Origin of the sequence: Vibrio sp. 99K-1, from assembly GCF_013114585.1 — a bacterium.
GTDB lineage: Bacteria > Pseudomonadota > Gammaproteobacteria > Enterobacterales > Vibrionaceae > Vibrio > Vibrio chagasii_B.
Map to the genome: position 1 here is coordinate 193,298 of NZ_VTXF01000003.1, position 26,703 is coordinate 220,000.

19 protein-coding genes and 1 other annotated feature are annotated in these 26,703 nt (G+C 44.9%); of the genes, 13 read left to right on the plus strand and 6 right to left on the minus strand.

Features of this window, described 5'->3' with window-relative positions; all coding sequences use genetic code 11:
• Nucleotides 1-38: 38 nt before the first annotated feature.
• Entirely contained in the window at nucleotides 39-1,508 is a 1,470-nt protein-coding gene (locus F0228_RS03870; protein WP_061033364.1) for a glutamate synthase subunit beta, read from the minus strand.
• A complete protein-coding gene (gene gltB / locus F0228_RS03875) occupies nucleotides 1,508-6,055 on the minus strand; it encodes a glutamate synthase large subunit (RefSeq protein WP_171730848.1) in 4,548 nt (1,515 codons plus the stop codon). Before gltB ends, F0228_RS03870 begins: the two co-directional genes overlap by 1 nt.
• A 531-nt stretch (nucleotides 6,056-6,586) precedes the next feature.
• Between gltB and F0228_RS03880 the strand changes: the two genes are divergently transcribed.
• The 4 genes from F0228_RS03880 to F0228_RS03895 all read left to right on the plus strand — a co-directional run bounded on the left by F0228_RS03880 (nucleotide 6,587) and on the right by F0228_RS03895 (nucleotide 12,336).
• Nucleotides 6,587-7,540: a TIGR01212 family radical SAM protein gene (locus F0228_RS03880; protein WP_105058985.1), complete on the plus strand. Its 954-nt coding sequence runs from the start codon at nucleotides 6,587-6,589 to the stop codon at nucleotides 7,538-7,540.
• A 91-nt stretch (nucleotides 7,541-7,631) separates the two neighbouring features.
• Nucleotides 7,632-9,383: a diguanylate cyclase gene (locus tag F0228_RS03885; RefSeq protein WP_105058984.1), complete on the plus strand. Its 1,752-nt coding sequence runs from the start codon at nucleotides 7,632-7,634 to the stop codon at nucleotides 9,381-9,383.
• A gap of 150 nt (nucleotides 9,384-9,533) precedes the next feature.
• Complete coding sequence (arcB, locus tag F0228_RS03890) at nucleotides 9,534-11,885, plus strand: aerobic respiration two-component sensor histidine kinase ArcB (RefSeq protein ID WP_116870022.1); 2,352 nt, start codon at nucleotides 9,534-9,536, stop codon at nucleotides 11,883-11,885.
• A gap of 7 nt (nucleotides 11,886-11,892) precedes the next feature.
• On the plus strand, nucleotides 11,893-12,336 hold the full coding sequence (locus tag F0228_RS03895) for a hypothetical protein (protein WP_008222882.1): 444 nt from the start codon (nucleotides 11,893-11,895) through the stop codon (nucleotides 12,334-12,336).
• A 124-nt stretch (nucleotides 12,337-12,460) separates the two neighbouring features.
• Here F0228_RS03895 and arcA read toward each other — a convergent pair whose 3' ends face one another.
• The gene (arcA, locus tag F0228_RS03900) at nucleotides 12,461-13,177 is read right to left on the minus strand and encodes a two-component system response regulator ArcA (protein WP_004741534.1); all 717 of its coding nucleotides are present in this window, start codon (nucleotides 13,175-13,177) and stop codon (nucleotides 12,461-12,463) included.
• A 578-nt stretch (nucleotides 13,178-13,755) separates the two neighbouring features.
• Here arcA and F0228_RS03905 point away from each other — a divergent pair.
• Nucleotides 13,756-14,241: a putative 4-hydroxy-4-methyl-2-oxoglutarate aldolase gene (locus F0228_RS03905; protein ID WP_116870023.1), complete on the plus strand. Its 486-nt coding sequence runs from the start codon at nucleotides 13,756-13,758 to the stop codon at nucleotides 14,239-14,241.
• A gap of 64 nt (nucleotides 14,242-14,305) precedes the next feature.
• On the opposite strand, the gene F0228_RS03910 is transcribed toward F0228_RS03905, so the two are convergent.
• Entirely contained in the window at nucleotides 14,306-14,764 is a 459-nt protein-coding gene (locus tag F0228_RS03910) for a ribonuclease regulator (RefSeq protein ID WP_116870024.1), read from the minus strand.
• A 319-nt stretch (nucleotides 14,765-15,083) separates the two neighbouring features.
• Nucleotides 15,084-15,202 (plus strand) — a sequence feature (Thr leader region).
• Nucleotides 15,203-15,231: 29 nt separating this feature from the next.
• Between F0228_RS03910 and thrA the strand changes: the two genes are divergently transcribed.
• From thrA to F0228_RS03930, 4 genes are all read left to right on the plus strand, one after another.
• Nucleotides 15,232-17,691, plus strand: coding sequence for a bifunctional aspartate kinase/homoserine dehydrogenase I (gene thrA, locus F0228_RS03915; protein WP_008224342.1), 2,460 nt, complete (start codon nucleotides 15,232-15,234; stop codon nucleotides 17,689-17,691).
• Nucleotides 17,692-17,708: 17 nt separating this feature from the next.
• Complete coding sequence (gene thrB, locus F0228_RS03920) at nucleotides 17,709-18,665, plus strand: homoserine kinase (RefSeq protein WP_008224344.1); 957 nt, start codon at nucleotides 17,709-17,711, stop codon at nucleotides 18,663-18,665.
• Nucleotides 18,662-19,948, plus strand: a complete 1,287-nt coding sequence (gene thrC / locus F0228_RS03925) for a threonine synthase (RefSeq protein ID WP_116870025.1) — start codon at nucleotides 18,662-18,664, stop codon at nucleotides 19,946-19,948. Before thrB ends, thrC begins: the two co-directional genes overlap by 4 nt.
• Nucleotides 19,949-20,117: 169 nt before the next feature.
• Nucleotides 20,118-20,777 (plus strand): NAD(P)H-dependent oxidoreductase, encoded by a 660-nt coding sequence (locus tag F0228_RS03930; protein WP_171761914.1) that lies wholly within the window; start codon nucleotides 20,118-20,120, stop codon nucleotides 20,775-20,777.
• A gap of 95 nt (nucleotides 20,778-20,872) precedes the next feature.
• On the opposite strand, the gene grcA is transcribed toward F0228_RS03930, so the two are convergent.
• Nucleotides 20,873-21,250, minus strand: a complete 378-nt coding sequence (gene grcA, locus F0228_RS03935) for an autonomous glycyl radical cofactor GrcA (RefSeq protein ID WP_004739575.1) — start codon at nucleotides 21,248-21,250, stop codon at nucleotides 20,873-20,875.
• Nucleotides 21,251-21,576: 326 nt separating this feature from the next.
• Here grcA and nfo point away from each other — a divergent pair, with 326 nt between their 5' ends.
• The 3 genes from nfo (at nucleotide 21,577) to F0228_RS03950 (ending at nucleotide 24,197) form a co-directional block, all read left to right on the plus strand.
• Nucleotides 21,577-22,485: a deoxyribonuclease IV gene (gene nfo / locus F0228_RS03940; protein WP_008224350.1), complete on the plus strand. Its 909-nt coding sequence runs from the start codon at nucleotides 21,577-21,579 to the stop codon at nucleotides 22,483-22,485.
• Between the two features lie 393 nt (nucleotides 22,486-22,878).
• A complete protein-coding gene (gene ung, locus F0228_RS03945) occupies nucleotides 22,879-23,559 on the plus strand; it encodes a uracil-DNA glycosylase (RefSeq protein ID WP_008224351.1) in 681 nt (226 codons plus the stop codon).
• 86 nt (nucleotides 23,560-23,645) lie between these two features.
• Nucleotides 23,646-24,197 carry a hemerythrin domain-containing protein gene (locus F0228_RS03950; protein ID WP_032498816.1) on the plus strand — a complete coding sequence of 184 codons (552 nt, stop codon included), beginning with the start codon at nucleotides 23,646-23,648 and terminating at the stop codon, nucleotides 24,195-24,197.
• A 145-nt stretch (nucleotides 24,198-24,342) separates the two neighbouring features.
• Here the strand turns inward: F0228_RS03950 and F0228_RS03955 are convergent, their stop codons facing one another.
• Nucleotides 24,343-24,531, minus strand: coding sequence for a DUF3545 family protein (locus F0228_RS03955; RefSeq protein WP_004739567.1), 189 nt, complete (start codon nucleotides 24,529-24,531; stop codon nucleotides 24,343-24,345).
• A 712-nt stretch (nucleotides 24,532-25,243) separates the two neighbouring features.
• Here F0228_RS03955 and F0228_RS03960 point away from each other — a divergent pair.
• Nucleotides 25,244-26,671, plus strand: a complete 1,428-nt coding sequence (locus F0228_RS03960) for a sodium:alanine symporter family protein (protein ID WP_061033405.1) — start codon at nucleotides 25,244-25,246, stop codon at nucleotides 26,669-26,671.
• The last annotated feature ends 32 nt before the right edge of the window (nucleotides 26,672-26,703 follow it).

The following is a 26,703-nucleotide window of genomic DNA, read 5'->3' on the forward strand; positions in this document are numbered from 1 at the left end:
CCTCTAGGCTAACGTCATTGACGTTAGCCCGAGAAATATTATGCGGAAAGCATGAGTGAATCAGCTTTCGCTTCTAAGTTTGAGTTACCCATTAAGAAGTCATCAATGGCAATCGCACATTCACGACCTTCATTAATACAACGTACTACTAGAGATTGACCGGTACGCATATCACCAGCAGCGAAAACACCTTTCTGGTTGGTTGCGTAACCTTCAGAAGCAACGTTACCGCGCTCATCCAGTTTGATATCAAGCTGAGCAAGTACACCTGTTGGCTCTGGGTGCAAGAAACCCATCGCTAGGAATGCTTGGTCACAAGGAATAACACGCTCTGAGTTTGCTACTTCATCAAAAGTAGGGCGCTCACCAGGAGCTGCGTCTTTCCATACGATGTCTGCGATACGTAGACCCGTCACCTGACCTTGATCGTTACCGATGAACTCTTTGGTTAAGATGTTCCAGTGACGCTCACAACCTTCTTCGTGAGAAGTCGTGGTCTTCATGATCATTGGGTATTGAGGCCATGGCATGTTTGCTGGGCGCTTCTCTGGTGGGATCGGCATGATCTCAACCTGAGTAATGCTCGCTGCTTTGTGACGGTTTGATGTACCCACACAGTCAGAGCCAGTATCACCACCACCGATAACCACAACGTGCTTATCTTTAGCGTGAATCTCTTCTGTTTTAAGATCTAGGTTGTTAGCTCGGCGGTTGTTTTGACCAAGGAACTCCATGGCAAAGTGAACGCCTTTCAACTCACGACCTGGGATTGGCAAGTCACGTGGAACCGTAGAACCACCAGTTAGCAATACCACATCAAACTCTTGGCGTAGTTGCTGAGCGTTAACATCAACACCTATGTGTTGGTTAACTTTAAACTCTACGCCTGCTTCAGCCATTAGGTTGATCTTACGATCAATCACGTCCATACCCAGTTTGAAATCTGGGATACCGAAACGCAGTAGACCGCCAACTTTTTCGTCACGTTCAAATACCGTCACTGAGTGACCAGCGCTGTTTAGCTGCTCGGCTGCGGCTAGACCTGCAGGTCCAGAGCCAACAATCGCTACGGTTTTACCCGTGCGAGAGCGAGGTGTTTTTGGTTTTGCGTACCCTTCACGGTACGCCGTTTCTACAATCGTTTTCTCGATATTACAGATAGTGATTGGGTCTTGGTTAATACCTAGTACACAAGCACTCTCACAAGGAGAAGGACACACACGACCCGTAAACTCAGGGAAGTTATTGGTAGAGCTTAGGATGTTCCAAGCCTCTTCCCAGCTGTCACGGTAAACCGCGTCATTGAATTCTGGGATGATGTTACCAATTGGACAACCGCTGTGACAGAAAGGTACGCCACAGTCCATACAACGGGATGCTTGAGTATTGATCTTGTCACCAAACTCTTCGTTAAGTACGAACTCTTTGTTGTCTTCGATACGAACCGATGGGTCGAGCTTCTTTGGAAGCTCGCGACCGTGTTCTAAAAATCCAGTAGGCTTACCCATTATACTGCCTCCACTTCTTCCGTTTGTGCCTGTTGTGCTTCAGCTTTACGCTTCTCAAGAACTGCTTTGTAGTCGCGTGGCATAACTTTAATCAGTGATGCAACACTTGCTTCAAAGTTGTCTAGGAAAGACTGAGCAACTTCACTTCCTGTGAATTCAACGTGCTTGGTTAGCATATCTAGTAGAAGATCTTTATCTTCTTGTTCAATTGGATCTAGGTCTACAAGTTCTGGGTTAAGCTTGGTTTCGAAGTCACCTGCTTTGTCCCAAACATAAGCGACACCGCCACTCATACCCGCAGCAAAGTTACGACCTGTTGAGCCAAGGATAACGGCAACACCACCAGTCATGTATTCACAACCGTGGTCACCAACGCCCTCAACAACAACCTTCGCACCTGAGTTACGAACACAGAAACGTTCACCAGCCATACCGCGAATGAAAGATTCACCTGAGGTTGCACCGTAGAAACATACGTTACCAACCACGATATTATCTTCAGCAACGATAGAAGACTTCGCATCTGGGTACAGTACCAAAGTACCGCCAGACAGGCCTTTACCCCAGTAATCGTTCGCGTCGCCTTCTACTTCGAACTTAACGCCTTTCGCAAGGAACGCACCGAAAGATTGGCCAGCACTACCGTGGAACTTAACGTTCATTGGCTGTGGTAAACCTTGGTCTTTGTAAACCTTCGAGATTTCGTTCGACAGCATGGTACCCGCAGAGCGGTCTGTGTTGATGATAGGGAAGGTCGCATTCACGGCTTCACCTTTCTCAAGCGCTGGAATTGCCGCTTGAATCAACTTGCGGTCTAGAACGTCTTCTAGGTTGTGGTTTTGTTGTGTCTGGTTGTAGATACCATCTTCTTCACGAGCCTGCTCAATGTGCAGTACAGGTGTTAGATCTAGGTTCTTGTACTTCCAGTGGCCGATGTCGTCACGAACTTTAAGTTTGTGCGATTGACCTACCATCTCATCGATAGAGCGGAAGCCAAGTTCAGCCATAACTTCACGCAGACCTTCAGCCATGTATTGGAAGAAAGTCACTACGTCTTCTACGCGGCCGTCGAAACGCTCACGCAGAGTTTTGTTTTGTGTTGCGATACCAACAGGACAGGTATTCTTGTGACACTTACGCATCATGATACAGCCTTCAACAACCAATGCTGCTGTTGCTACGCCCCATTCTTCCGCGCCAAGTAACGTTGCTACTGCAAGGTCACGTGGTGTTTTCATCTGACCATCAGACTGAACAACGATACGGTTACGTAGGCCGTTTTTCAGTAGTGTTTGGTGCGTTTCTGCTAGACCCAGTTCCCAAGGCAGACCAGTGTGACGGATAGAAGACATCGGAGATGCACCCGTACCACCATCGAAACCTGCGATAAGTACTACGTCAGCTTTCGCTTTTGCTACACCTGATGCAATCGTACCTACACCAGCTTCTGATACTAGCTTCACGTTGACACGGCCGTTACGGTTCGCGTTTTTCAGATCGTAGATTAGCTGAGCCAAATCTTCGATTGAGTAGATATCGTGGTGTGGCGGTGGTGAGATTAGACCTACGCCTGGAGTCGAGTGACGCGTCGCGCCGATCCAGTCATCAACCTTATCACCAGGTAGTTGACCACCTTCACCAGGTTTCGCACCTTGAGCCATCTTGATTTGCAGCTCATCAGCGTTCGATAGGTAGTAAGACGTTACACCAAAGCGACCAGAAGCTACTTGTTTGATTGCTGAACGTTCCCAGTCACCGTTTTCTTTGCGTTCGAAACGTGCTGGATCTTCACCACCTTCACCTGAGTTTGACTTCGCGCCAATGCGGTTCATTGCAACAGCCAGTGTTGAGTGAGCCTCATGCGAGATAGAACCAAAGCTCATTGCGCCGGTTGCGAAACGCTTAAGGATATTCTCGATTGGTTCTACTTCCGCTAGAGGAATAGAGCCTGCAGGGTTTTTGATGAAATCAAGTTGGCTACGTAGCGTTGCTGCGTTGTCGCCTTGGTCATCGACGGCTTTTGCGTACTTCTTGAACTGACCGTAATCTTTGTTACGCGTCGACTCTTGAAGTAGAGAAATCGTTTCTGGGTTGAATAAGTGTTTCTCACCACGTTGTTTCCACTGGTAAACACCACCAACATCAAGGATTTGAGCTGGGATTTCACGAGCTGGGTAACCAACACGGTGACGAACAAGCACTTCACGAGCGATGTCATCGATCGTTAGACCTTGGATACGAGAAACCGTACCAGTGAAGTATTTTTCAACCACTGACTTGCTGATACCAAGTGCTTCAAAGATTTGTGCACCGTGGTAAGACTGCAGTGTCGAGATCCCCATCTTAGAGAAAATCTTCAGTAGACCGCCGTTAACACCTTTACGGTAGTTATCGAAGAACTCACGTGGGTGAACGTTCGGGTCTAGTTTTTTAGTACGTTGTAGTTCAACAATCGTTTCAATTACTAGGTATGGGTTAACTGCGTTTGCACCATAGCCAAGAAGCGTTGCGAAGTGGTGTGTTTCACGTGCATCACCCGTTTCAACCACGATGTCACACTTAGCACGTAGGCCTTTACGTATTAGGTGGTGGTGCACAGCGCCAACAGCCAGCATTGCTGGAATAGCAGCGTGGTTAGAGTTAACCGCACGGTCAGTCAGTAGGATGATAGAGTAACCATCAATCACGGCATCTTCTGCGTATTGGCAAATACGTTTCAGAGCACGCTCTAACTTACCTTGGTCTCCGTTTGCTTGGAATACGATATCCAACGTCTTCGCTTGAAGGTGCTCGTTATCGATAGCACGCAGCTTTTCTAACTCAGAGTTAGACAGTACTGGAGACTCAAGCTCTACCTTTTGACAGTGCTCAGGTGTTTCAGCGAGTAGGTTCTGATCTTTACCTAGGTAAGTGTTCAGAGACATAACCATACGCTCACGAATCGGGTCGATTGGCGGGTTAGTTACTTGAGCAAACAGCTGTTTGAAGTAGTTTGAAAGGTGCTGCGATTGATGGGAAAGAATCGCTAGCGGCCAGTCAGCACCCATTGCAGAAAGCGGCTCATAGCCTGTCTTCGCAAGAGGTAGAATTATTTCGTTTACTTCTTCAGAGCTCACACCAAACGATTGTTGTTTGTGGAGAAGCTTCTCTGGAGAAGGTTGGCTAAATTCGTTGCTCGCGTCTGGTAGCTTTTTCAAGCTCAGAAGGTTTTCTTCAACCCACTTTTCGTATGGTTGAGATTTCGCGATGCCATCTTTCACTTCTTCATCAGAAATGATGCGGCCTTGCTCTAAGTCAGCAACGAAGATACGACCTGGTTGTAGACGACCACGGTATTCAACGTTTTCTGGTGCAATTTCAACAACACCTGATTCAGACGCCATCACTAGGAAGTCGTCTTTAGTCACTGTGTAGCGAGAAGGGCGCAGACCGTTACGGTCAAGGGTTGCACCTACTTGAACACCATCAGTGAAACATACCGAAGCTGGGCCATCCCATGGTTCCATTACGTTCGCGTGGTACTGGTAGAACGCACGACGAGTTGGGTCCATGTTTTTGTTTTCTTGCCATGCTTCTGGGATCATCATCATCAATGCGTGTGGCAGAGTACGACCTGAAAGAACAAGTAGTTCCAGTGCCATATCGAAGTTTGATGAATCCGAGCTACCTTCCTGACAGATAGGCAGTAGCATGTCGATTTCAGCTTGTGTGAATAGATCCGATTCAAGGATCGCTTCACGCGCTTTCATCCAGTTTAGGTTACCGCGAACCGTATTGATTTCGCCATTGTGCGCGATGTAACGGAAAGGCTGAGCTAGACGCCAACGTGGGAATGTATTGGTAGAGAAGCGAGAGTGTACAAGTGCTAGAGCTGTCACCATAGTTGGGTTTTGCAGATCTAGGAAGTACTGAGGAACTTGTTCTGTTGTTAGCTGACCTTTGTACACCAATGTCTTGTAAGACATAGAGTTAATGTAGAAGTCATCACCGATATTTGAAACGCTTTCTAGACACACGCGAACGGTGTAGTTACGTAGAACGTACAGTTTGCGCTCAAGCTCTTCTGGAGTAATACCAGGGCCGCCAGAGACAAATACGTGTTCAAATTGAGGTTCAGTGCTTAGTGGGTCAGCACCAATCATTGAGTTGTCAGTTGGAAGTTCACGGTAGCCGATCACTTCTAACTCTAGGCGTTGTGCATTGCGTTCTAGAATGTCACGACACTGTGCACGTTTGTGTTCATCTTTAGGGAAAAGTACAACACCAACACCATATTTTTCAAAAGATGGCAGTTTAATTCCAAGCTTTACGGCTTCTTCTAGTAAGAATTCGTGCGGCTTCTGTAGCAGGATACCTGCACCATCACCAGAACACGGATCGCAGCCTTGGCCACCACGGTGTTCCATACGTGCAAGCATATCGAGTGCTTGAGTTACTACATCATGAGATTTGCGATTCTTGAGATGCGCAACAAAACCGATACCACAAGCGTCATGCTCCAGTTCAGGAGTATACAGACCCTGTGAGTTCTGCTCTTGATCTACCATAGATACATCCTTCCAGTTAAATCTAGGCGCAACTTCTTTGTATAAAGTCAGCCTTGTCCTTTTATATTTATGAGTCTAAACCTGCCTATGTTGGCGGTTTGAATCCTTTCCGTATCTCGCAGGAAAAGTATTGCGAGAAAAACAATCCTTGGTGATATCCGTTTATTTTTAGCCACAAACTAGTGGTTTATATAGGTGGGAGTTAGATATCACCGACTTATTAGCAAGTTTTTGTTGTAAGTAAATACTCAAAAATAGCCAATATGTGTAAGTATCCTACAATTTTGTTTAGGCGAATTGCAATGAAAGTTGAACCATGTAGACCATTTTTTTCGTTTTATTTTGAATTTTTTGTCTAACAAATGTGCAACATTAGGCAAATAGAGCCGATTTTTTGCATGTTTATTGATATTTGATAGGTTGCTCGCAAAAAGCCTTGAGTAAACTAATTGGTCGAATTTTGCAGGGATGTAATTTTTTTTCAAAAAAAAGACTGATATTCATTCTTATTTACTTGAGCGCTTTGAAAATATGCAATTACATGAGTTGGTCAATACTATCGGCCAAGATCTTCAACGTCGTTATGGCGAAAAGGTTCATAAACTAACACTGCATGGTGGTTTCAGTTGTCCAAACCGAGATGGAACCATTGGCCGTGGAGGCTGCACTTTTTGTAATGTGGCGTCTTTTGCCGATGAACAAACTCAGGTTCAGAGTATTGCAGAACAACTAAAAGATCGTGCGGGTGAAATTGCTCGTGCTAAGAAGTATCTGGCTTATTTTCAGGCGTACACCAGCACTTATGCTGAGGTGCAAGTGCTCAAGAATATGTATGAAGAGGCGCTAAAAGCACCTGGTGCCGATATCGTTGGTCTTTGCGTGGGCACAAGACCCGACTGCGTACCTGATTCTGTTTTAGAATTATTGGCTGGATACGTAGAAAAGGGGTATGAGATCTGGTTGGAACTCGGTTTGCAAACGGCCAATAACAGCACGCTCAAACGCGTTAATCGTGGTCATGATTTTGCGGTGTATGAAACGATCACCCAACGTGCTCGTGCTCTCGGAATCAAGGTGTGTACTCACCTGATTGTTGGCCTGCCAAAAGAAACTAAAGCGGATAACCTGGAAACACTAGATAAGGTATTAGCGGTAGGAACGGATGGCATCAAACTTCATGGCCTTCATATCGTAGAGGGAAGTACCATGGCCAAGGCATGGAAAGCAGGCAAGCTAGAAGCTCCAAGCCTTGAAGAGTACATCGACATTGCTACCGATATCATTCAGCGTACGCCAGCGGACGTGGTTTACCATCGTGTTTCATCTGCGGCAAGACGCCCTACGTTACTATCTCCGTTATGGTGTGAGAACCGTTGGTTGGCGATGACAGAGATAGGTCGTTCATTAGATAAAACCGGTGCTCAAGGCATTAAAACAGGTTCTGCGTTCGAGTACACATTACCTGTTTTAAACATAACGAATTGATAGAAATGGGTGAAAGTAGGTAACAGCAGATAAAACCAGTAAATAGTGGTAACATTTCCCTCACAGATTTTATGGTATAGATTGAGAGTAGATGGAACTGGTAATGACTTGGTTGTGGGACAGAGCGTATGGCTACGGTGTTTATATCGTTTTCATGTTGCTGATTGCTCTGATCTGCTGGCATCTTTATTCACGTTATCAGTCTCATATTGAAAAGTTACTTCTCTCGACGCCATCCCCTCTATTTTTCGTTGATGTCCGGACCGGCGAGATCTTGTATTCCAACCGTCAGGCAATGCAGTTGCTTGGTATCCGCCAGATTGGCGTAAACTTTCGTTTTCCTACCGTGGAAAGCGAAAATAGTTTCCGTCAATACTTAACCAATCACATCAACTCTCGATCATTTGCTCAGAACTCGCTTTGGGCACTGTCTGAATTTGAGTCCTTCAAGATCAATCTTGTGGGGCGTAAGATCCACTTTAGAAACAAAAAAGCGTGGATGATTCACGCATCACCTTACAAAAACACGAATGAAGAGCAATCCCAAGAGCTGCGTGAACTGAATGTCGCCCGTACCGCTTTGGACTCCCTGTCTGAGTTGATTTATGTAAAGGACCAAAAAGGTGAATTGCTAGCAAGCAATCGCTCCTTCAAGAAGTTTTGGCATGGTCGCCCGGAAGAGGGCACTTTAAGCGTTTCGGGTGGAGCCTTAAAAGGCCGCGTCAGTGAACGTTCATGGACGACTGACCAAGATGGTAAAAGCTGCCTACTTGAAACCTACCAAAGTGTGTTGTTATCTCAGGATGGGGAAAACATCGGCACGCTTTCTATTAGCCATGATGTAACCGACTGGCACGATATGCAGCAGAAACTGCGTGGTGAGATGGAAAAACGTAAAGATACCGAAGTCGCCCTTGCTCAGCGTGACACCATCTTACAAAACATCTTAGAAGCCAGCCCTGACTCGATCGGTATCTTTAATGAAAACATGGTTTACCAAGCCTGTAATAAGCCGTTTGTGGCAGCGCTTGGTATTTCTGAGGTCAGTGATTTGGTCGGTAAGCGCCTTCAGGATGTGGTGCCAAATAGCATGTATATGCGTATCTCAGAGTCCGATCATCAGGTGCTTCATCAAGGGAAATCACTGCGTTATATCGACAAGGTGATCTCTAGTGATGGTGAATACACTTGGTATGACGTGGTGAAGTCGCCATTTAGAGATCCAGCGTCTAGCACTAATGGTGTGTTGATCATGGCTCGCGATATCACCGAGCGTTACCTTGCTGAGCAGAAATTGGAAGAGGCGAACCTTGAGCTTGAGCGTCTCAGCTTTATGGACAGTCTGACTCAGGTTTCTAACCGACGCCGCTTTGATGAACAACTGTCGACCCTGTGGCATTACCATGTACGTGAGAAGTTACCACTTACTATTATGTTGTGTGATATCGACTTCTTTAAAGGCTACAACGACTACTACGGTCACCAACAAGGTGATGATGCGCTGATTCAAGTCTCTCAGGCGTTTAAGAAGGTACTTAACCGTTCGTCAGATTGTGTGGCTCGTTATGGTGGTGAAGAGTTTGGTTTTATTCTGCCAAACACAACCGCGGACGGAGCATTGATGGTCGCACAGCGAATTCATGATGAAGTGCTAAAGCTGGGGCTGATCCATGAAAAATCAACCGTTTCTGAGTTTATTACCGTCAGTATTGGTGTTATCTCTTATGTACCGACTCCTGAAGATGAGATGGAGTCTGCGGTAGCGTTAGCCGACAGTGCGCTTTATCAAGCGAAGTCTGATGGTCGAAATCGTTCGAGCGTGCATCCATCGTCGATTCGCTAAATAAATTTATCACTGACTTAGCCTTTATTTACTTGGGTTATCTGTTTTAAACAATATAACCCAGCTCTCTTGCTGCATGTGATGTAGCTAGCTTACCTCCTATCTTCAAACAGGGTAGAATGTTGCTAGTCTTATCGCATGGAGCGCTAAATGAAACCCATGAAAAATCTCGCCCAGTATTACGTGGATCTACTCGTAAAGCTGGGGATTGTCCGCTTTTCTATCTTACTCGCCTTAGCGCTTGTTGCCCTCGCTGTTGTCGTGCAAGTCGGCATCACTCTCGCACTTAAAGGTAATGTTGATGACATCGACATTGTCCGCTCAGTATTCTTCGGTTTAGTGATCACACCTTGGGCCGTTTACTTTCTGTCAGTGGTTGTTGATCAGCTGGAAGAGTCTCGTCAGCGTTTAGCTAAGTTAGTCTCTAAACTTGGCGACATGCGAGAGCGCGACCAAGAGCTGAATAATAAGTTGCAGCTTAATATCGAGAAGCTTAATCAAGAAATTGAAGAGCGTGAAAAGGCCGAAGAGGCGCGTGCTGAAGCGATGCATGACCTCGAGAATGAAGTATTTCAGCGTGAGCGCACTCAGCTTGAACTTGCAGAGCGAACGGCACTGCTGCGCTCGTTTATCGATGCCTCGCCTGACCTTATTTACTACCGTAATGAGGACGGCGTGTTCTCGGGTTGTAACCGTGCAGTTGAGGAGCTCACTGGCAAGACAGAAAAAGACTTGGTGGGTTTGACACCGTGGGATGTCTACAGCAAAGAAATCGCTCAGCAAGTTGTTGAAACAGATAAGAAAGTTTTTGCTGACAACCAGGCTCTCACCTACGATCAATGGCTTGAGTACCCAGATGGACGTAAGAGCTACTTCGAACTGCGTAAAGTGCCTTTCTACAGCAAAGATGGTCGTCATCTTGGTTTGGTGGGCTTCGGTCGTGATATTACCGAGCGTAAAGAGCATCAAGAGTCCATTGAGAAAGCTAGCCGTGATAAGACCACCTTTATTTCTACTATCAGCCACGAGTTAAGAACACCGCTTAACGGCATTATTGGCTTAAGCCGCATGTTGCTTGATAGCCAACTGACCAGTGAGCAGCGCAAACAGATGCAAACTATCAAGGTGAGCGCGGTAACACTGGGTAACATCTTCAACGATATTATCGACATGGATAAGTTCGACCGTCGCAAGCTTGAGCTATTCCCAACCCCGATCAACTTTGAAGACTTTGTTGTGGAGATCGAAAGTATCTCGGCACTGATGGCTGAACAGAAAGGCTTGAGGTTCGACTTAGAACGATTGTCTGATCTTCCTGTGGCTGTTGAAGTTGATGGTACTCGTCTAAGACAGGTACTGTGGAATCTAGTTAGTAACGCGATGAAGTTCACCAAAGATGGTGGCGTGGTGATGACTGTTAGCGCCGATATTGATGGTGACTTTGCCAACATCACTATGGAAGTTGAAGACACAGGCATTGGTATTCCTGAAAGCGAACTCGAGAAGATCTTCGCGATGTACTATCAGGTGAAATCAGGCACCGATAACTTGCATGCAGTGGGAACCGGTATTGGTCTTGCTGTCTCTAAACAGTTGATCAACATGATGGATGGTGACATTGAGGTAACCAGTGAAGAGGGCTTTGGTAGTACCTTCACGGTTTCGATTCGTGTGCCTGTTAATCATGACACTCAAGCCTTGATTAAGACACCTCGAAAACAGTCGAACCTTAAGATCTTCATGGTTGAAGATATCGAACTCAATATCACGGTTGCACGCTCTCTGTTGGAGAGCCTAGGTCATGAAGTGACGGTGGTGATGACTGGTAAAGAGGCGCAAATTGCCTTCAACCCAGAAGACTATGACTTGGTATTGTTGGATATCCAGCTACCAGATATGACAGGCTTCGATATTGCCCAGTACTACCGTGAGAAATACACCCAATTACCGCCGTTAGTGGCATTGACTGCGAATGTACTAAGTAACAAGCAAGAGTATTTCCAGAAAGGTATGGATGAGGCGATCAGTAAACCGCTATCCGTGAGAGCGATTCAAGATGTGATCAGCGAACTTATCGAGGATGCATCAGAGGCTGTGAAAGAAGCCGGAGCGACCGAAAAGGTAGAGGAGAGTAAGCCGATGATTTCTTCGATTGACACCAGTTTGCTTGATATTGATATGCTAGAGTCTTATGTTGACATTGTTGGACCGAAGCCGGTTTTAGATAGCATCGTGATGTTTGAAGATATGATGCCGGAGTATATGGAAATATTGAACTCCAATATGGTCGCGAAAGACCAAGCCAGTATCGTTTCTGAGGCGCACAAGATTAAAGGCGCTGCAGGTTCAATTGGTTTGAAGCGCATCCAGCAAGTAGCTCAAAAAGCCCAATCTCCAGACCTACCAGCTTGGTGGGAAAATATTTCAGATTGGGTCGATGAGATTAATAACGAATACCAGAATGACATTGAAGTCTTAAAGAGTTGGTTAAACCAAAGGTAGAAGAATAATGAAAAAATTAGCATTCGCCGCATGCGTAGTGGCATTAGCGGGCTGTGCTGCACCACAAGTTGAGTGGCAGCAGGACAACCAAGTTGAAGTATCTGCAGCGACAGTCACAATGAAAAGCAACCTTTGGCACAACAAGATGCCAACGATCGGAGAGACTCAAGACAAGACTCTGCATGGCGCTATCTACCTAGAGTCAGATTCAGAATTACCAGCAACACTGGCGGTGGAAAGCGTGACCGTTAAGCAAGGCGCAGATACCTTGTTAGTAACTGCTGACGATCTTGATCTAAGAACGCACAGCGAGACTCAGTGGGAAGTCGCGTTTGTATGGCAGCTAGAGATCGACAGCGAAAAGCCGGTTGATGTTGCGGTTGAACTGAAAGACGGTGAAACGGTGAAATGGCTGGTGGAGAAAGACGTTAAGGTTGATACGGTTTACTAACCCTTATTCAACTCAGAACAACAAAAAAGGGAGAATGCGTTGGCATTCTCCCTTTTTAATAACTATTGATTGCGCTTCAACTGTTTAAACACTATGTGCTAAACGACTAGAAACGCGAATCGAATTAGTCTTCTAGGTCACCACAAAAGCGGTAGCCTTCACCGTGAATCGTTGCGATGATTTCTGGAGTACCAGAAACAGATTCAAAGTGCTTACGAATACGACGGATTGTTACGTCTACAGTACGATCGTGTGGCTTAAGCTCACGGCCAGTCATCTTCTTAAGAAGGTCTGCACGTGTTTGGATCTTACCTGGGTTCTCACAGAAGTGAAGTAGAGCACGGAACTCTGAACGAGGTAGCTTGTAGCCTTCGCCATCTGGGCTAACCAGAGAACGACTGTTGATATCTAGTACCCAACCGTTGAACTCGTACTTCTCAACGCTGCGCTTCTCTTCTTGAACAGAGCTTGTGCTCATTGAACGGTTAAGAAGGTTGCGTGCACGAATAGTCAGTTCACGAGGGTTAAAAGGCTTAGTGATGTAATCATCAGCGCCGATCTCTAGGCCAAGGATCTTATCAACTTCATTATCACGACCAGTTAAGAACATAAGCGCTACATTTGCTTGCTCACGCAGTTCACGCGCAAGTAGTAGGCCATTCTTACCTGGAAGGTTGATGTCCATAATTACAAGGTTAACTTGGTTGTCAGATAGCACTTGGTGCATCTCTTCACCGTCGCTAGCCTCAAAAACAGCATATCCCTCTGCTTCAAAAATACTCTTTAGAGTGTTACGAGTTACTTGCTCATCTTCAACGATAAGAATCTGCGGGGTTTGCATTTGGCGGTACCTAAATTTGTGACGAAACTGTGCTAATAGAATAAATTCTAGGCAAAAACATAACATACAGGTAATGTATTTTTGATGATAACTTAAAGTTTTCAAAAAAACACTTACTTCCAGCTATCTGCCTTCCTTGAAGTATTGCCCAATAACGTAGATCCAGTACGCCTTTCAATCATTCTTTTAGTGATTGCAACGGATTCTATAATGTTAACAGCATGCTAACAACGCGAGAATGTTAATTCCATTCACTTTGTTGATTTACATCAATTGCCGTATCGCAACAAACTTTAATAGTATGGCTACAACTTAACCAGTGTTATGGTGACTATTTAGCAGGAAAACCAGAATGATTATTCGAGATAGTGATCACATCTCGCCCGCTAAAGACCTGATTATGAACCAAGGAAGCTGAACGCTGTCCTTAGAGTCTAGTAGATAAATATGTTCAATCAACCTTGATTCAGTATTAAATTGAGCATAGAACAATGAAAACAAAGGAATAATTTTTAATAACAATATAAAAGCATAGGGGCTCGCCTGATTTTCAGGTACGCCTTACTCACGGAGGATATATGCACGATATAACACCCGACTTGTGTGATGAGTTTGAAAGCAAAGTCACCCTACTTAACCTTCCATTACAGAACTTCGGCCAACGTGGTGCGTTCTGGGGAAAAATTGTAACAGTTCGTTGTTATCACGATAATTCGAAGGTTCGCGAAGTTTTAGATACTGACGGCAGCGGCAAAGTATTGGTTGTTGACGGAAATGGCTCGTGTCAAAAAGCACTGCTTGGTGACCAACTCGCGATTCTTGCCATAGAGAATGGTTGGGAAGGCGTGATTGTAAACGGTGCTGTACGTGATGTTGGAATGATGTCACAAATGGACTTGGGTGTTCAGGCGCTAGGTGCATCACCATTCAAAACCGAGAAGCGTGGCGTAGGCCAAGTGAATGTGACACTGACGGTGCATAACCAATTGATTCAGCCTGGAGATTACATTTATGCCGATTGGAATGGCGTGCTAATTTCATCTGAGTTGCTGCTTGAATCATAAGTGGTGTGTGATCTTCAGATGAGGTTTGGATCATAACTTTGTCCATCGATATTAAGCTTATGGATTAGAAGCGAAACCCTAGTCCTACTTCGACACCTCGCTGCCACTCTTCGTAATCAAGGGTGGCATGCAAATCCAAGTTGTCGGTCAGTTGCACTCGGCTCGACACCTCAGCCGCAACAGATTTGTCACTGTCTTCTGTTTCATCTTTATAGGTGTGCAAAGAACTGTTGAACGAGACCCTTTCTGAAAACTGGTAACTGACACCGCTCAAGAATCCACTTTCATGTTTCAATGACGCATTGTTGATTCGTGTACCGACGTAAACATCCACGTCATCGAATAAGCTGTACGCGTAACCGCTGTCGACTTTCCAAGTATCGAAACTTTCGTTGGATGCGTTTTGAGATGAAATAAAGAACTTGTGGGCCGAACGATCAATTTGACTCGGCAATAAAGGCAAGCTATTCGCTGAACATACAACAGGCATAGCAAAGGCTAAAAGAATAAGTAATCTCTTCACTTCCCACTCCTGATGTTATTTATTATTGTTCTGCGAACGTTATCGTTCAATTAAAGCACAGTTCTTGTATGCTTGCTGAACAATCGATATAGCATTTTGTTATGACCTTATATGAAATTGATTTGCTAATATCTGTTCGTTTATCAAACCGTACCTCTGAATTGTCGGTGCGCACTGGATGTTTTATCACTGAAATGACGGTTTGCTCTGAAAAACGGTCTGAATGTAAAAAAAACGCAACTTTTCATTGACGTCTAGTGGTAAAAATTGATACACGTAGAGTAAAGCACAAGCAGAGAATTTGATATGCAGCACGTAAGCCACCTAGTAATGACCACAACCATTATTATTACCGACATTAACATTGTTGGGGCAGGCTGCTAAGTAACGGATTTTAAAAAAAAGGCCTGTATCCAACAAGATACAGGCCTTTTTTTGTACCATTTTTATGACTTATGGAGAAAGGGATGCGCGTTTTAAAGTTTGGAGGTTCATCATTAGCTGATGCAGATCGTTTTTTACGAGCGGCTGATATCATCGCTAATAATGCCCAGCAAGAAGAGCTAGCCGTTGTACTATCGGCTCCAGGAAAAACAACCAATAAGTTGGTCGCTGTTATTGAAGCTGCACTAAAAAATGGTGAAGCTGACGCACAGATTACAGAGATCGAATCTTCATTTAATGCACTATTTGCAGAGATCAAAGCGGTCGTACCTTCAATTGATGGTTCTGCGTTCCAAGAGCAGGTGGATACTTCTCTTGCTCAGCTAAAGCAGTTCGTGAATGGCATCAACCTACTTGGTATGTGCCCAAACCACGTCAACGCTCGCATCATCAGTAAAGGTGAGCGAATCTCTATCCAGTTAATGAAAGCAGTGTTGGAAGCGAAAGGCCAACCAGCAAGCCTGATTGACCCTGTTCAATACCTATATGCTAAAGGCGATCACCTTGAAGCTATGGTCGATGTGGATGTCTCTACACAGAACTTCCAACAATCACCACTTCCGAAAGGCCACGTTAACATCATGCCGGGCTTTACTGCTGGTAATGAAAAAGGTGAGCTAGTCACGCTTGGTCGTAATGGCTCTGACTACTCAGCAGCTGTGCTAGCGGCGTGTCTACGTGCAGATTGCTGTGAAATCTGGACTGATGTCGATGGCGTTTACAACTGTGACCCGCGCTTAGTTGATGATGCTCGTCTGCTTAAATCACTTAGCTACCAAGAAGCAATGGAGCTTTCTTACTTTGGTGCTTCGGTTCTACACCCGAAAACTATTGCTCCTATCGCACAATTCCACATTCCTTGTCTGATCAAAAACAGCTTTAACCCACAAGGTGCTGGTACTTTGATTGGTCAAGACACTGGCGAAGATAACCTAGCGATCAAAGGCATCACGACACTAAGTGACCTAACGATGGTTAACGTATCGGGCCCAGGTATGAAGGGTATGGTTGGTATGGCGAGCCGCGTATTCGGCGCGATGTCTTCGGCTGGCGTATCTATTGTTCTTATTACTCAATCGTCTTCTGAGTACAGCATCAGCTTCTGTATCGAGTCGGCTGATAAGTTAAAAGCTAAGCAAGTGCTATCAGAAGCGTTTGAACTTGAGCTTAAAGATGGCCTGCTAGAGCCAGTTGAGTTCATGGATGACGTTGCTATCGTGACCTTGGTGGGCGACGGCATGCGTACTTCACGCGGTGTTGCTTCTCAGTTCTTCTCTTCTTTAGCTGAAGTGAACGTGAACATTGTTGCGATTGCACAAGGCTCATCTGAGCGCGCTATCTCTGCGGTTATCCCTGAAGATAAAATTTCAGAAGCAATCAAAGCGTGTCACGAGAACCTATTTAACTCTAAGCACTTCCTTGACGTATTCGTTGTTGGTGTTGGCGGTGTTGGTGGCGAACTTGTTGACCAGATCCAACGTCAGCAAGGCAAACTGGCTGAAAAGGGCATCGTGATTCGCGTATGTGGTTTAGCCAACAGCAAAGGTTTATTGCTAGACAGTGAAGGCTTACCACTAGAACAGTGGCGTGATCGCATGTCGAGTGCGACAGAAGAGTTCAGCCTCGCTCGCTTAGCCGCTCTTGTTCAACGTAACCATATCATCAACCCTGTATTGGTTGACTGTACGTCTAGCGAAGATATTGCGGCGCAGTATGCTGATTTCCTAGCAGCAGGTTTCCACGTAGTAACACCAAACAAGAAAGCAAATACAGCTAGTATGGCTTACTACCATCAGCTGCGTGAAGTCGCACGTAACTCACGTCGTAAACTGATGTACGAGACAACGGTTGGTGCAGGTCTACCTGTAATCGAAAACCTACAGAACCTAATCTCTGCAGGTGATGAGCTTGAGAAATTCAACGGCATTCTGTCTGGTTCTCTTTCTTACATCTTCGGTAAGCTTGATGAAGGTATGACGTTAAGCCAAGCAACCAACATTGCGAAAGACAACGGCTTCACAGAACCTGACCCACGTGATGATCTATCTGGTATGGATGTGGCGCGTAAGCTACTTATTCTTGCTCGTGAAGCAGGCATGGCGCTTGAGCTTGAAGACGTTGAAGTTGACCAAGCTCTACCACCAGGTTTTGATGATTCAGGTACGGTTGAAGAGTTCATGGCTCGCTTGCCTGAAGCGGACGCTTACTTCCAAGAGCAATCAGCTATCGCAGCAGAAGAAGGCAAAGTACTTCGTTATGTTGGTGAGATCGCCGATGGTAAATGTAAGGTTCGTATCGCAGCTGTTGATGGCGACGACCCAATGTTCAAGATTAAAGATGGCGAGAACGCTCTAGCATTCTACAGCCGTTACTACCAACCAATCCCGCTAGTACTTCGTGGCTACGGCGCTGGTACTGAAGTAACAGCAGCAGGCGTATTCTCTGATGTGATGCGTACTCTTGGTTGGAAATTAGGAGTTTAGGAATGAGTTCAAGTGATATGGATGTTGTCGTTTATGCTCCTGCATCAATCGGTAATGTCAGTGTAGGGTTTGATGTGCTGGGGGCCGCTGTGTCTCCAGTAGATGGCACACTGCTGGGTGACCGAGTTATGGTTAAAGCAGGTGATGAACCATTCTCACTTAAAACAGCAGGTAGCTTTGTTTCTAAGCTGCCAACTGAAGCCAAAGAAAACATCGTCTACGACTGCTGGGTGGTGTTCTCTAGAGAGCTAGATAAAAAAGGCGTTGCGCTTAAGCCACTGGAAATGACGCTAGAAAAGAACATGCCTATCGGTTCCGGTTTAGGTTCAAGTGCATGTTCAATCGTAGCGGCGCTTGATGCGCTAAACCGTTTTCATGGTCAGCCACTGAATGAAACTGAACTGCTTGCCCTAATGGGTGAGATGGAAGGTAAAATTTCAGGTGGTGTGCATTACGACAACGTAGCACCGTGCTACCTTGGTGGTGTGCAACTAATGCTTGAAGAGCTAGGCATCATTAGCCAAGAAGTGCCGTGCTTTGATGACTGGTACTGGGTGATGGCTTATCCGGGCATTAAAGTATCTACGGCTGAAGCGAGAGAGATCTTACCATCTCAATACCGTCGTCAGGATATCATTGCTCATGGTCGCCACTTAGCGGGCTTTATCCACGCGTGTCACTCTGGCCAACCTGAACTGGCAGCGAAAATGATCAAAGACGTGATCGCTGAACCATATCGTGAGAAACTGCTTCCAGGGTTTGCTGACGCACGTAAATACGCGCTGTCGGCAGGTGCATTAGCTACTGGTATTTCTGGTAGTGGCCCAACTCTATTTAGCATTTGCAAAGAACAAGATGTCGCCGAGCGTGTTGCGCGCTGGTTAGAACAAAATTACGTACAAAATGAAGAAGGATTCGTTCACGTTTGTCGCCTAGATAAGCAAGGTTCGATCGTTACAGGAAGTGAGTTATGAAACTGTACAACATCAAAGAAAATGATGAACAAGTCTCTTTTGGCCAAGCCGTTCGTCAAGGCTTAGGTCGCAATCAAGGTCTATTTTTCCCATCTGAACTGCCTAAGTTTGATGATATCGATGCGCTGCTAGCAGAGGATTTTGTCCCTCGTAGTTCAAAGATCTTATCGGCATTGATTGGTGATGAGCTACCAAAAGAGCAGATAGATCAAATGGTGGATGCGGCATTCCAATTCCCTGCACCTATCAATCAAGTGAAAGATGGCGTCTACGCGCTTGAGCTTTTCCATGGTCCAACACTGGCGTTTAAAGATTTCGGTGGCCGCTTTATGGCTCAATCTCTAGCGGCAGTTTCGAATGGTGGTCAAATCACTATCCTGACAGCAACATCAGGTGATACTGGTGCAGCGGTTGCGCATGCTTTCTACGGCATGGAAGACATCAACGTTGTGATTCTTTACCCGAAAGGCAAGATCAGCCCGCTACAAGAAAAACTATTCTGTACGCTGGGTAAGAACATCCACACGGTAGCGATTGATGGCGACTTTGACGCATGTCAGGCGCTAGTAAAAGATGCATTTGATGACGCAGCACTGCGTGAAGAGATTGGTCTTAACTCAGCGAACTCTATTAACATCAGCCGCTTGATGGCTCAGATCTGTTACTACTTTGAAGCGGCTTCTCAGCTAACCAAAGAGCAACGTGAAAACCTGGTTATCTCGGTACCAAGTGGTAACTTCGGCAATCTAACTGCGGGTCTATTAGCGAAAGCGCTTGGCCTACCAGTGAAGCGTTTTATCGCCGCTACCAATGAAAATGACACGGTTCCTCGTTACTTAGAAACTGGCGAGTGGGCTCCAAAACCGACAGTTGCGACAACATCGAACGCAATGGATGTGAGCCAACCAAACAACTGGCCACGTATCGAAGAGCTTTGCCAACTGAAAGGCTGGGGCTTGGATACACTGGGCAAAGGTAAAGTATCTGACGAGCAGAGCTCTGAATCAGTACGTGACCTAAAAGCACAAGGTTACCTATGTGAACCGCATGGTGCGATTGCTTACCGCCTGCTTGAAGAGCAGCTTCAAGAGAATGAAACTGGCTTGTTCCTATGTACAGCGCACCCAGCGAAGTTCAAAGAAGTGGTTGATGATATCCTAGGTTCAGACATTGAACTGCCAGGTCCGCTAGCTAAACACGCTGCAATGGAGTTGTTATCTGAAGATTTAGATAATGATTTTGAAGCACTAAAAGCAGTACTTCGTCGAGTTCAACCGGCGTAATTTTTATTTGCGTGTAGAACCTGATGGTTAAGAGAAAGGTGAATGAGCAGTCATTCACCTTTTTTATTGCCCAATAGCTTATAAAGTTAACTTTATTTAGGTCATTTCCTCGGGTTAAATGGTTTATCTGGTTAATAGTTTTAACCCAAGCTCAACGGAAAGGGATAGTATGAATTTTTTGATTTTCCTTGGCTCTGTACGTGAGAGTACACCGCCAAGACCTGCTCGATTAGGAGTGAGAGTCAGCAAGGCGTGTGCAAAACTACTAACGAATAAACACTCAGATCATACGGTTGAGATTATCGACCCACTGGATTACGACTTTGGTGACGTATTTAAGCCTGAGTTTTCTTACCATCGTTCCAAAGTACCTGCACATCTTGCGGAGTTAGCCGATAAGATTGCCAAAGCTGATGGCTACGTGATGGTAAGCCCGGAATATAATCATTCAATGAGCCCAGCACTGGCCAATATTCTTAACCATTTTGGTAGCTCGTTATTCTCATATAAACCGAGTGCGATTGTGACGTATTCTGCAGGGCAGTGGGGCGGGGCAAGAGCGTCGGTTTCGATGCGAACCTTCTTATCTGAACTCGGTTGTTTACCGGTTTCTGCGATGATTCATCTGCCTAAAGCACAAGAAGTCTTTGATGAAGAGGGTTGTGTTGCCCAAGAGTCAGAGCAAGATCAATGGGATGAATACATGAACCGAACCTTCCATCAATTGATGTGGTGGGCACAAGGTGCAGCGTTACAGAGAGACAAAGTGGATCCTACAACGTTAGCTAAGGCCTTTACTAAAGATCCTTCTCAGCGAAATGCGCCGTAGCCGGTGTATAGGTAAATGTGAGCAGCATAAAAACGAAAAAAGCTTGGTCATCTCTGACCAAGCTTTTTAAATCTTTAACACTCTAGTTTCTGAGATTATAGAGACTCAGTGAACGTACGTGCGATAACGTCACGTTGCTGTTCAGTTGTTAGAGAGTTGAAACGTACAGCGTAACCCGATACACGGATAGTTAGCTGTGGGTAGTTCTCTGGGTGAGCAACTGCGTCTTCTAGTGTTTCACGCTTAAGAACGTTAACGTTTAGGTGTTGACCACCTTCGATACGTGGTGCTGCTTCGATAGCAACTTCACGGCTCTCGTATTCACCTAGGTCTGCAGCTGGGATAACTTGGTCAGCTTCGAAACCAGCAGTAGCTGCAACACAACGAGCTTCATTCTTTTCGCTGTCTAGTAGCCAGATTGAGTTTAGTAGGTCGTCGTTTGCTGCTTTAGTAATTTGAATACCTTGGATCATAACTATCTCCTAGTCCACTGAATGTGGTTTGATTATGGTGTTAACTTTCGATTTTTATTGAGCTGGGTAATATATACCTAATATTTGTGAGGTTAACATTGATTTAAGTCAAAAAACAACCAAAAACCATATTTTTACAAAGGTGATTATTTTGAGGTAAATCAATAAAACCTTTGAAAACAAACTAATTACAAAATATTTTAAACTATAAAAAATATTTAACGGTTATATTTGTTGTAATTTTACTACATTTGTTGCGCTTTTATTGAGCGATAACCGATACAGCCCTTTATTTATTATGCATTCTGAAAGTGTGAAGTGATTTAATGACAAACAAAATTTCATCGTCAAAACCTGAAACAAATATTAAGTTTATTGGCGCTCATGTGTCGGCAGCCGGTGGTGTTGATCAGGCTCCAATGAGAGCTCGAGAGATAGGTGCTAATGCGTTTGCACTGTTTACTAAAAACCAGAGGCAATGGGCTGCAAAGCCGTTAGAGGCGAAAACTATTAGCGCCTTTAAAGCCAACTGCAAAATGTTGGGCTTTTCAGCGGAGCACATTCTTCCTCACGACTCCTACTTGATTAACCTCGGCGCACCAGAAGAAGAGAAACTAGAGAAATCACGCGCTGCCTTTATTGATGAGATGGAACGTTGTAACCAGCTTGGGTTAACGCTTTTGAACTTCCATCCTGGCAGCCATCTTAAAAAGATCTCTGAGACTGAGTGTCTAGCTAAAATCGCAGAGTCGATTAACCTCGCCCATCAAGCGGTTCCAGATGTGATTGCGGTGATCGAGAATACCTCAGGCCAAGGCACTAACTTGGGTTGGAAGTTTGAGCACCTAGCAGAGATTATCGAGCAAGTAGAAGATAAATCGCGTGTTGGCGTGTGTTTAGATACCTGCCACACCTTTACAGCGGGTTATGACCTAAGAACAAAAGAAGCGTGCGAACACACTTTCGCTGAATTTGACCGCATCGTGGGTATGCACTATCTAAGAGCAATGCACATCAATGATTCAAAAGCTGAGTTCGCGAGCCGAGTTGATAGACACCATTCTTTAGGAAAAGGCGAAATTGGCTGGGATTGTTTTGAGTATATTGCCTCAGATTCCCGCTTTAACGGAATCCCTCTTATCCTAGAAACGATTGATTCGACGATTTGGAAAGAGGAAATTCAACAGCTTAGAATGTTTCATCGCTCAGCAACGCTAGCGACGGAAGAGGCGTAATAATAGAGGGGGAAATTAATTTTCTTCTTTTTATAAGAATTGGCACCTTTCTTTCATAGCTACTAAGTGAATATGTAGTTCACGATGTCTTATAGGAGGTGCCTTTATGTATTCAAAAGCCCAAACTTCAACTGTTTCTGCCGCTCGTCGTTTACCGACTCCAAATCGTCACGTGCATAGCCATGGTCACCATCGTACTCAGCAGAAAAGCGGTTAATCGAGATCAACACAACTTGAACTGATTATTATGATTCATTAACAAGTGAACCCTACACATCATGTTTATTGATAGCTGTATGAGGTATAACTAAAGTCTTATTTAGGACAGTTAGCCTATACAGCTATTTTTTGACTGGCGAAACCTAGAAACCATGATGATTGGGAAGTAAAACGATGAGCACACCAAAGACTTGGGAATCCATTATTAATGACGAACGTGAGAAAGAGTACTTCCAAAGTGTTCTCGCTTTCGTCGAACAGCAACGTAATAGTGGGAAAACCATCTACCCACCTCAAGAGCAGGTATTCAGCGCTTTTGATATGACGCCCTTTGAGTCTGTGCGAGTGGTTATCCTAGGACAAGACCCTTATCACGGTGCTAATCAAGCTCACGGCTTGGCTTTCTCTGTATTGCCTGGCGTTAAAATCCCGCCTTCTCTACGCAACATGTACAAAGAACTGGCACAAGATATCGAAGGTTTTGAAGCGCCTAACCATGGTTACCTTGAAGCTTGGGCATCACAAGGGGTGTTGATGTTGAATACTGTTTTAACAGTAGAAGAGGCACAAGCACACTCGCATGCCAAATGTGGCTGGGAAACCTTTACCGATGCCATTATTGCAGAGCTGAACCAGCGTTCTGAGCCGATTATTTTCTTGTTGTGGGGCGCGCATGCGCAGAAGAAAGGCCAAGCGATTGATACACAGAAACACCATGTGTTAGCTGCACCTCATCCTTCACCGCTGTCGGCACGTCGCGGTTTCTTTGGTTGCCAGCATTTTTCAACGGCTAACAAACTGCTTTCTTCTATGGATCAGCAACCTATAGACTGGCGCCTACCTGCAGAAGTGTAGGTTGGTTGTTTTCTGAGCAGGGTCAAATCATAACTCGGCATCTTCGTATACACTTATAAATAGTAGGTGTAATGGAGTGCAATACTATGATGATTGAAAGGATAAGACGAGAGCATGGCTATATGGCTCGATTACTCGCGATACTCAACAATAAGTTAGAGCTGCTAAAGCAGGAGCGAGAAATAAACTATAGCCTGATCGCTGAGGTGGTTCACTACTTGATGAACCATTCAGACAAAGTGCATCACCCTAAAGAAGACGTCATTTATCGCTATTACCTTAAGCAATATGGCAGTGACCAAGCAATTGAGGACTTGGAACTCGAGCATCAATTGCTATCTGAGAAAACGGCTGACTTTTTAGGTGTGGTAGACATGATCCTCCAAGATGCCGTGGTGCCACAGCAGGTGTTCATCGATCAACTCGAAAGCTTTGTTAAAGCGCAGCGAAAGCATATGGAGTATGAAGAGAAGCATGTGTTACCTATGATCGTGCAAGCATTTACAGTGAAGGATTGGCAAGAGGTTGAATCGCAATGGCTTCAACCTGAAGATGACCCCGTGTTTGGGGATACGATTGCTGATCAGTATCGTCAACTCGCGGCGCGCGTGCGACAAAATGAACAAGAGTGTGTTTAGCGAGTCAGTATTCCCCTCTATATTAAAGGGGATTTTCCCTCACAACGGAAATTTCAAAATGACTCGCAGCGTACGATATCACCAAATGAAATAAAAAAGGCACCTTCATAGGTGCCTTTTGCTATCTGTTTTCTTATCGTGCTGATTAAAGCTTTATATCGTCAAGGCTGAAATCAAGTCCTAGGTTCATCTCTCGCAGCTCTTTCTCAAGCTGTCTACGGTCATTGATTGCCTCAATTTCACGCCACTTACGCTTGAGTGGTTTAGAGCGTGTTTTCTGAGTTGCACGTGGCATTTCTAGTTCTGATATTTCATCGAATTGAAAGTTATCCATAAGCCATATCTCCTTCCGTGGGACTAGTTCTTACGAACTATTAAATATCATATTTAGGTTCACCATAACCTTGATTTGTTTCTCATTTGTTTCAAAACTATGAAGCTTTTGTTCTAGTTTTTTATGCATGCTCACACATTGTGGTGATTTTTGTGTGCAAAAAACGAGCAAACAAACCGAAGTAAACGATTAAATTAAAGGTTATTGAATGTTAATTCATTGTGCGAAAGGAATAGTATTTTAGTGATAATGCATTTAAGTGCGTATTGTACTGTACGAGACGGGGATCTTATTACTCTAGAAAAAAACACAGATCTTCACTATACCTTGTAAAACCTAGGCTGACGTTACTTTTACAGTGTGTCGTTCTTATTCGGTGGGGTCGGTTGTTGATGTTGAGATTATGTCCCGATAATGTGACTTTTATTGGGCTGGATTGTTGAAAAATGTGTTAACAAAAGGTGTGTTATTAGTGAAATGTCATTTTAATATAAATTCATTTGCATATTGATTTTTAGGTCATCTCGCTGCATTATCCGCCCGTCAAAAAATACACCGATACGTAAAATGGATGCATGAAGCGACATTTACAATCTAGATCGCAACAAATAAATATAAAACTAATGCCGACACAACTATTGACACTGGCATAGGTGATCTAGGGGAAGGCTTGGAAGCATGATCGGTGCTTAAACTCAATTACGAGGTTCACGTGACAGACTTAATCAATTTGATGAACGATCTCCTTTGGGGATCTATCTTAGTTTATTTACTGGTTGGTGTGGGTATCTACTTCACCGTACGACTAGGCTTCATTCAATTCCGCCATTTCGGCCACATGTTCTCGGTTCTAAAGAACAGCCGTAAAGCAGACAGTGCTGGTATCTCTTCTTTCCAAGCTCTTTGTACTAGTCTTGCTGCTCGTGTAGGTACGGGTAACATGGCAGGTGTTGCTGTTGCACTTACTGCTGGTGGCCCTGGTGCTATCTTCTGGATGTGGCTAATTGCAATGCTAGGTATGGCAACATCGTTTGCAGAGAGCACACTGGCACAGCTATACAAAACACGCGACAACGACGGTAACTACCGTGGTGGCCCTGCATACTACATGGAGAAAGGCCTAGGCATGCGTTGGATGGGGGTTCTATTCTCTATCTTCCTAATCATCGCATTTGGTCTTGTATTCAACGCGGTTCAAGCGAACGCAATCGCAAGCGCGATGAACACTGCGTTTGACTTTGAGCGTAGCTACACAGGTGTAGCAATCGTAATTATCTCTGCATTCGTTATCTTCGGTGGTATCCGTAAGATCGCACGTACTGCAGAAATCATCGTTCCTATCATGGCATTGGCTTACCTTGCTATCGCATTGTTCATCATGTTTGCGAACATCGAGAAAGTGCCTGAAGTGATCGCTCTTATCTTCAAGAGTGCATTCGGTCTGCAAGAAGCGGCTGCGGGTGGCCTAGGTTACGCAATTGCACAAGCGATGATTAACGGTATTAAACGTGGTTTGTTCTCGAACGAAGCAGGTATGGGTTCTGCGCCAAACGCAGCAGCTTCTGCTACGCCTTATCCACCGCACCCAGCATCACAAGGTTATGTGCAAATGCTAGGTGTGTTCATGGATACGATCGTTATCTGTTCTGCGACAGTAGCAATCATCCTGATGTCGGGCGAGTATGTACCACACGGTGAAGTAACGGGTATCGAATTGACTCAACGTGCACTAACAGCACAAGTGGGTTCATGGGGTGGCATCTTTGTAGCGGTAGCGATTTTCTTCTTCGCTTTCACTTCAATCATTGCAAACTACTCGTACGCTGAAACGAACCTTATCTTCCTAGAGCACAACAACAAGAAAGGCCTAGTGCTGTTCCGTATTATTGTGCTGGGTATGGTTATGTTTGGTTCTCTAGCAACGCTACCAACGGTATGGGCACTGGCTGATGTATCGATGGGTCTAATGGCGATTGTTAACTTGGTGGCGATTATCCTGCTATCAGGCATCGTGATTAAGCTAGCGAAAGATTACAATCGTCAACTAGACGCAGGTAAAGTACCGACATTTGATTCAAATGACTTCCCAGAGCTTAAGTCTCAACTGGAAGACGGTATTTGGGACAACAACAAGAAGTAATTTTGTTGGAGCGATAAACCGCTCATCCTAAA

Bases quoted from the DNA above. Each gene is read 5' to 3' on its own strand.
- grcA (WP_004739575.1), bottom strand. From the start codon at position 21,250: ATGATCCAAGGTATTCAAATTACTAAAGCAGCAAACGACGACCTACTA.
- arcB (WP_116870022.1), top strand. From the start codon at position 9,534: ATGAAACCCATGAAAAATCTCGCCCAGTATTACGTGGATCTACTCGTA.
- F0228_RS03885 (WP_105058984.1), top strand. From the start codon at position 7,632: ATGGAACTGGTAATGACTTGGTTGTGGGACAGAGCGTATGGCTACGGT.
- F0228_RS03870 (WP_061033364.1), bottom strand. From the start codon at position 1,508: ATGGGTAAGCCTACTGGATTTTTAGAACACGGTCGCGAGCTTCCAAAG.
- nfo (WP_008224350.1), top strand. From the start codon at position 21,577: ATGACAAACAAAATTTCATCGTCAAAACCTGAAACAAATATTAAGTTT.
- F0228_RS03955 (WP_004739567.1), bottom strand. From the start codon at position 24,531: ATGGATAACTTTCAATTCGATGAAATATCAGAACTAGAAATGCCACGT.
- thrA (WP_008224342.1), top strand. From the start codon at position 15,232: ATGCGCGTTTTAAAGTTTGGAGGTTCATCATTAGCTGATGCAGATCGT.
- ung (WP_008224351.1), top strand. From the start codon at position 22,879: ATGAGCACACCAAAGACTTGGGAATCCATTATTAATGACGAACGTGAG.
- thrB (WP_008224344.1), top strand. From the start codon at position 17,709: ATGGATGTTGTCGTTTATGCTCCTGCATCAATCGGTAATGTCAGTGTA.
- F0228_RS03950 (WP_032498816.1), top strand. From the start codon at position 23,646: ATGATGATTGAAAGGATAAGACGAGAGCATGGCTATATGGCTCGATTA.
- F0228_RS03895 (WP_008222882.1), top strand. From the start codon at position 11,893: ATGAAAAAATTAGCATTCGCCGCATGCGTAGTGGCATTAGCGGGCTGT.
- F0228_RS03905 (WP_116870023.1), top strand. From the start codon at position 13,756: ATGCACGATATAACACCCGACTTGTGTGATGAGTTTGAAAGCAAAGTC.
- F0228_RS03880 (WP_105058985.1), top strand. From the start codon at position 6,587: ATGCAATTACATGAGTTGGTCAATACTATCGGCCAAGATCTTCAACGT.
- thrC (WP_116870025.1), top strand. From the start codon at position 18,662: ATGAAACTGTACAACATCAAAGAAAATGATGAACAAGTCTCTTTTGGC.
- arcA (WP_004741534.1), bottom strand. From the start codon at position 13,177: ATGCAAACCCCGCAGATTCTTATCGTTGAAGATGAGCAAGTAACTCGT.
- gltB (WP_171730848.1), bottom strand. From the start codon at position 6,055: ATGGTAGATCAAGAGCAGAACTCACAGGGTCTGTATACTCCTGAACTG.
- F0228_RS03930 (WP_171761914.1), top strand. From the start codon at position 20,118: ATGAATTTTTTGATTTTCCTTGGCTCTGTACGTGAGAGTACACCGCCA.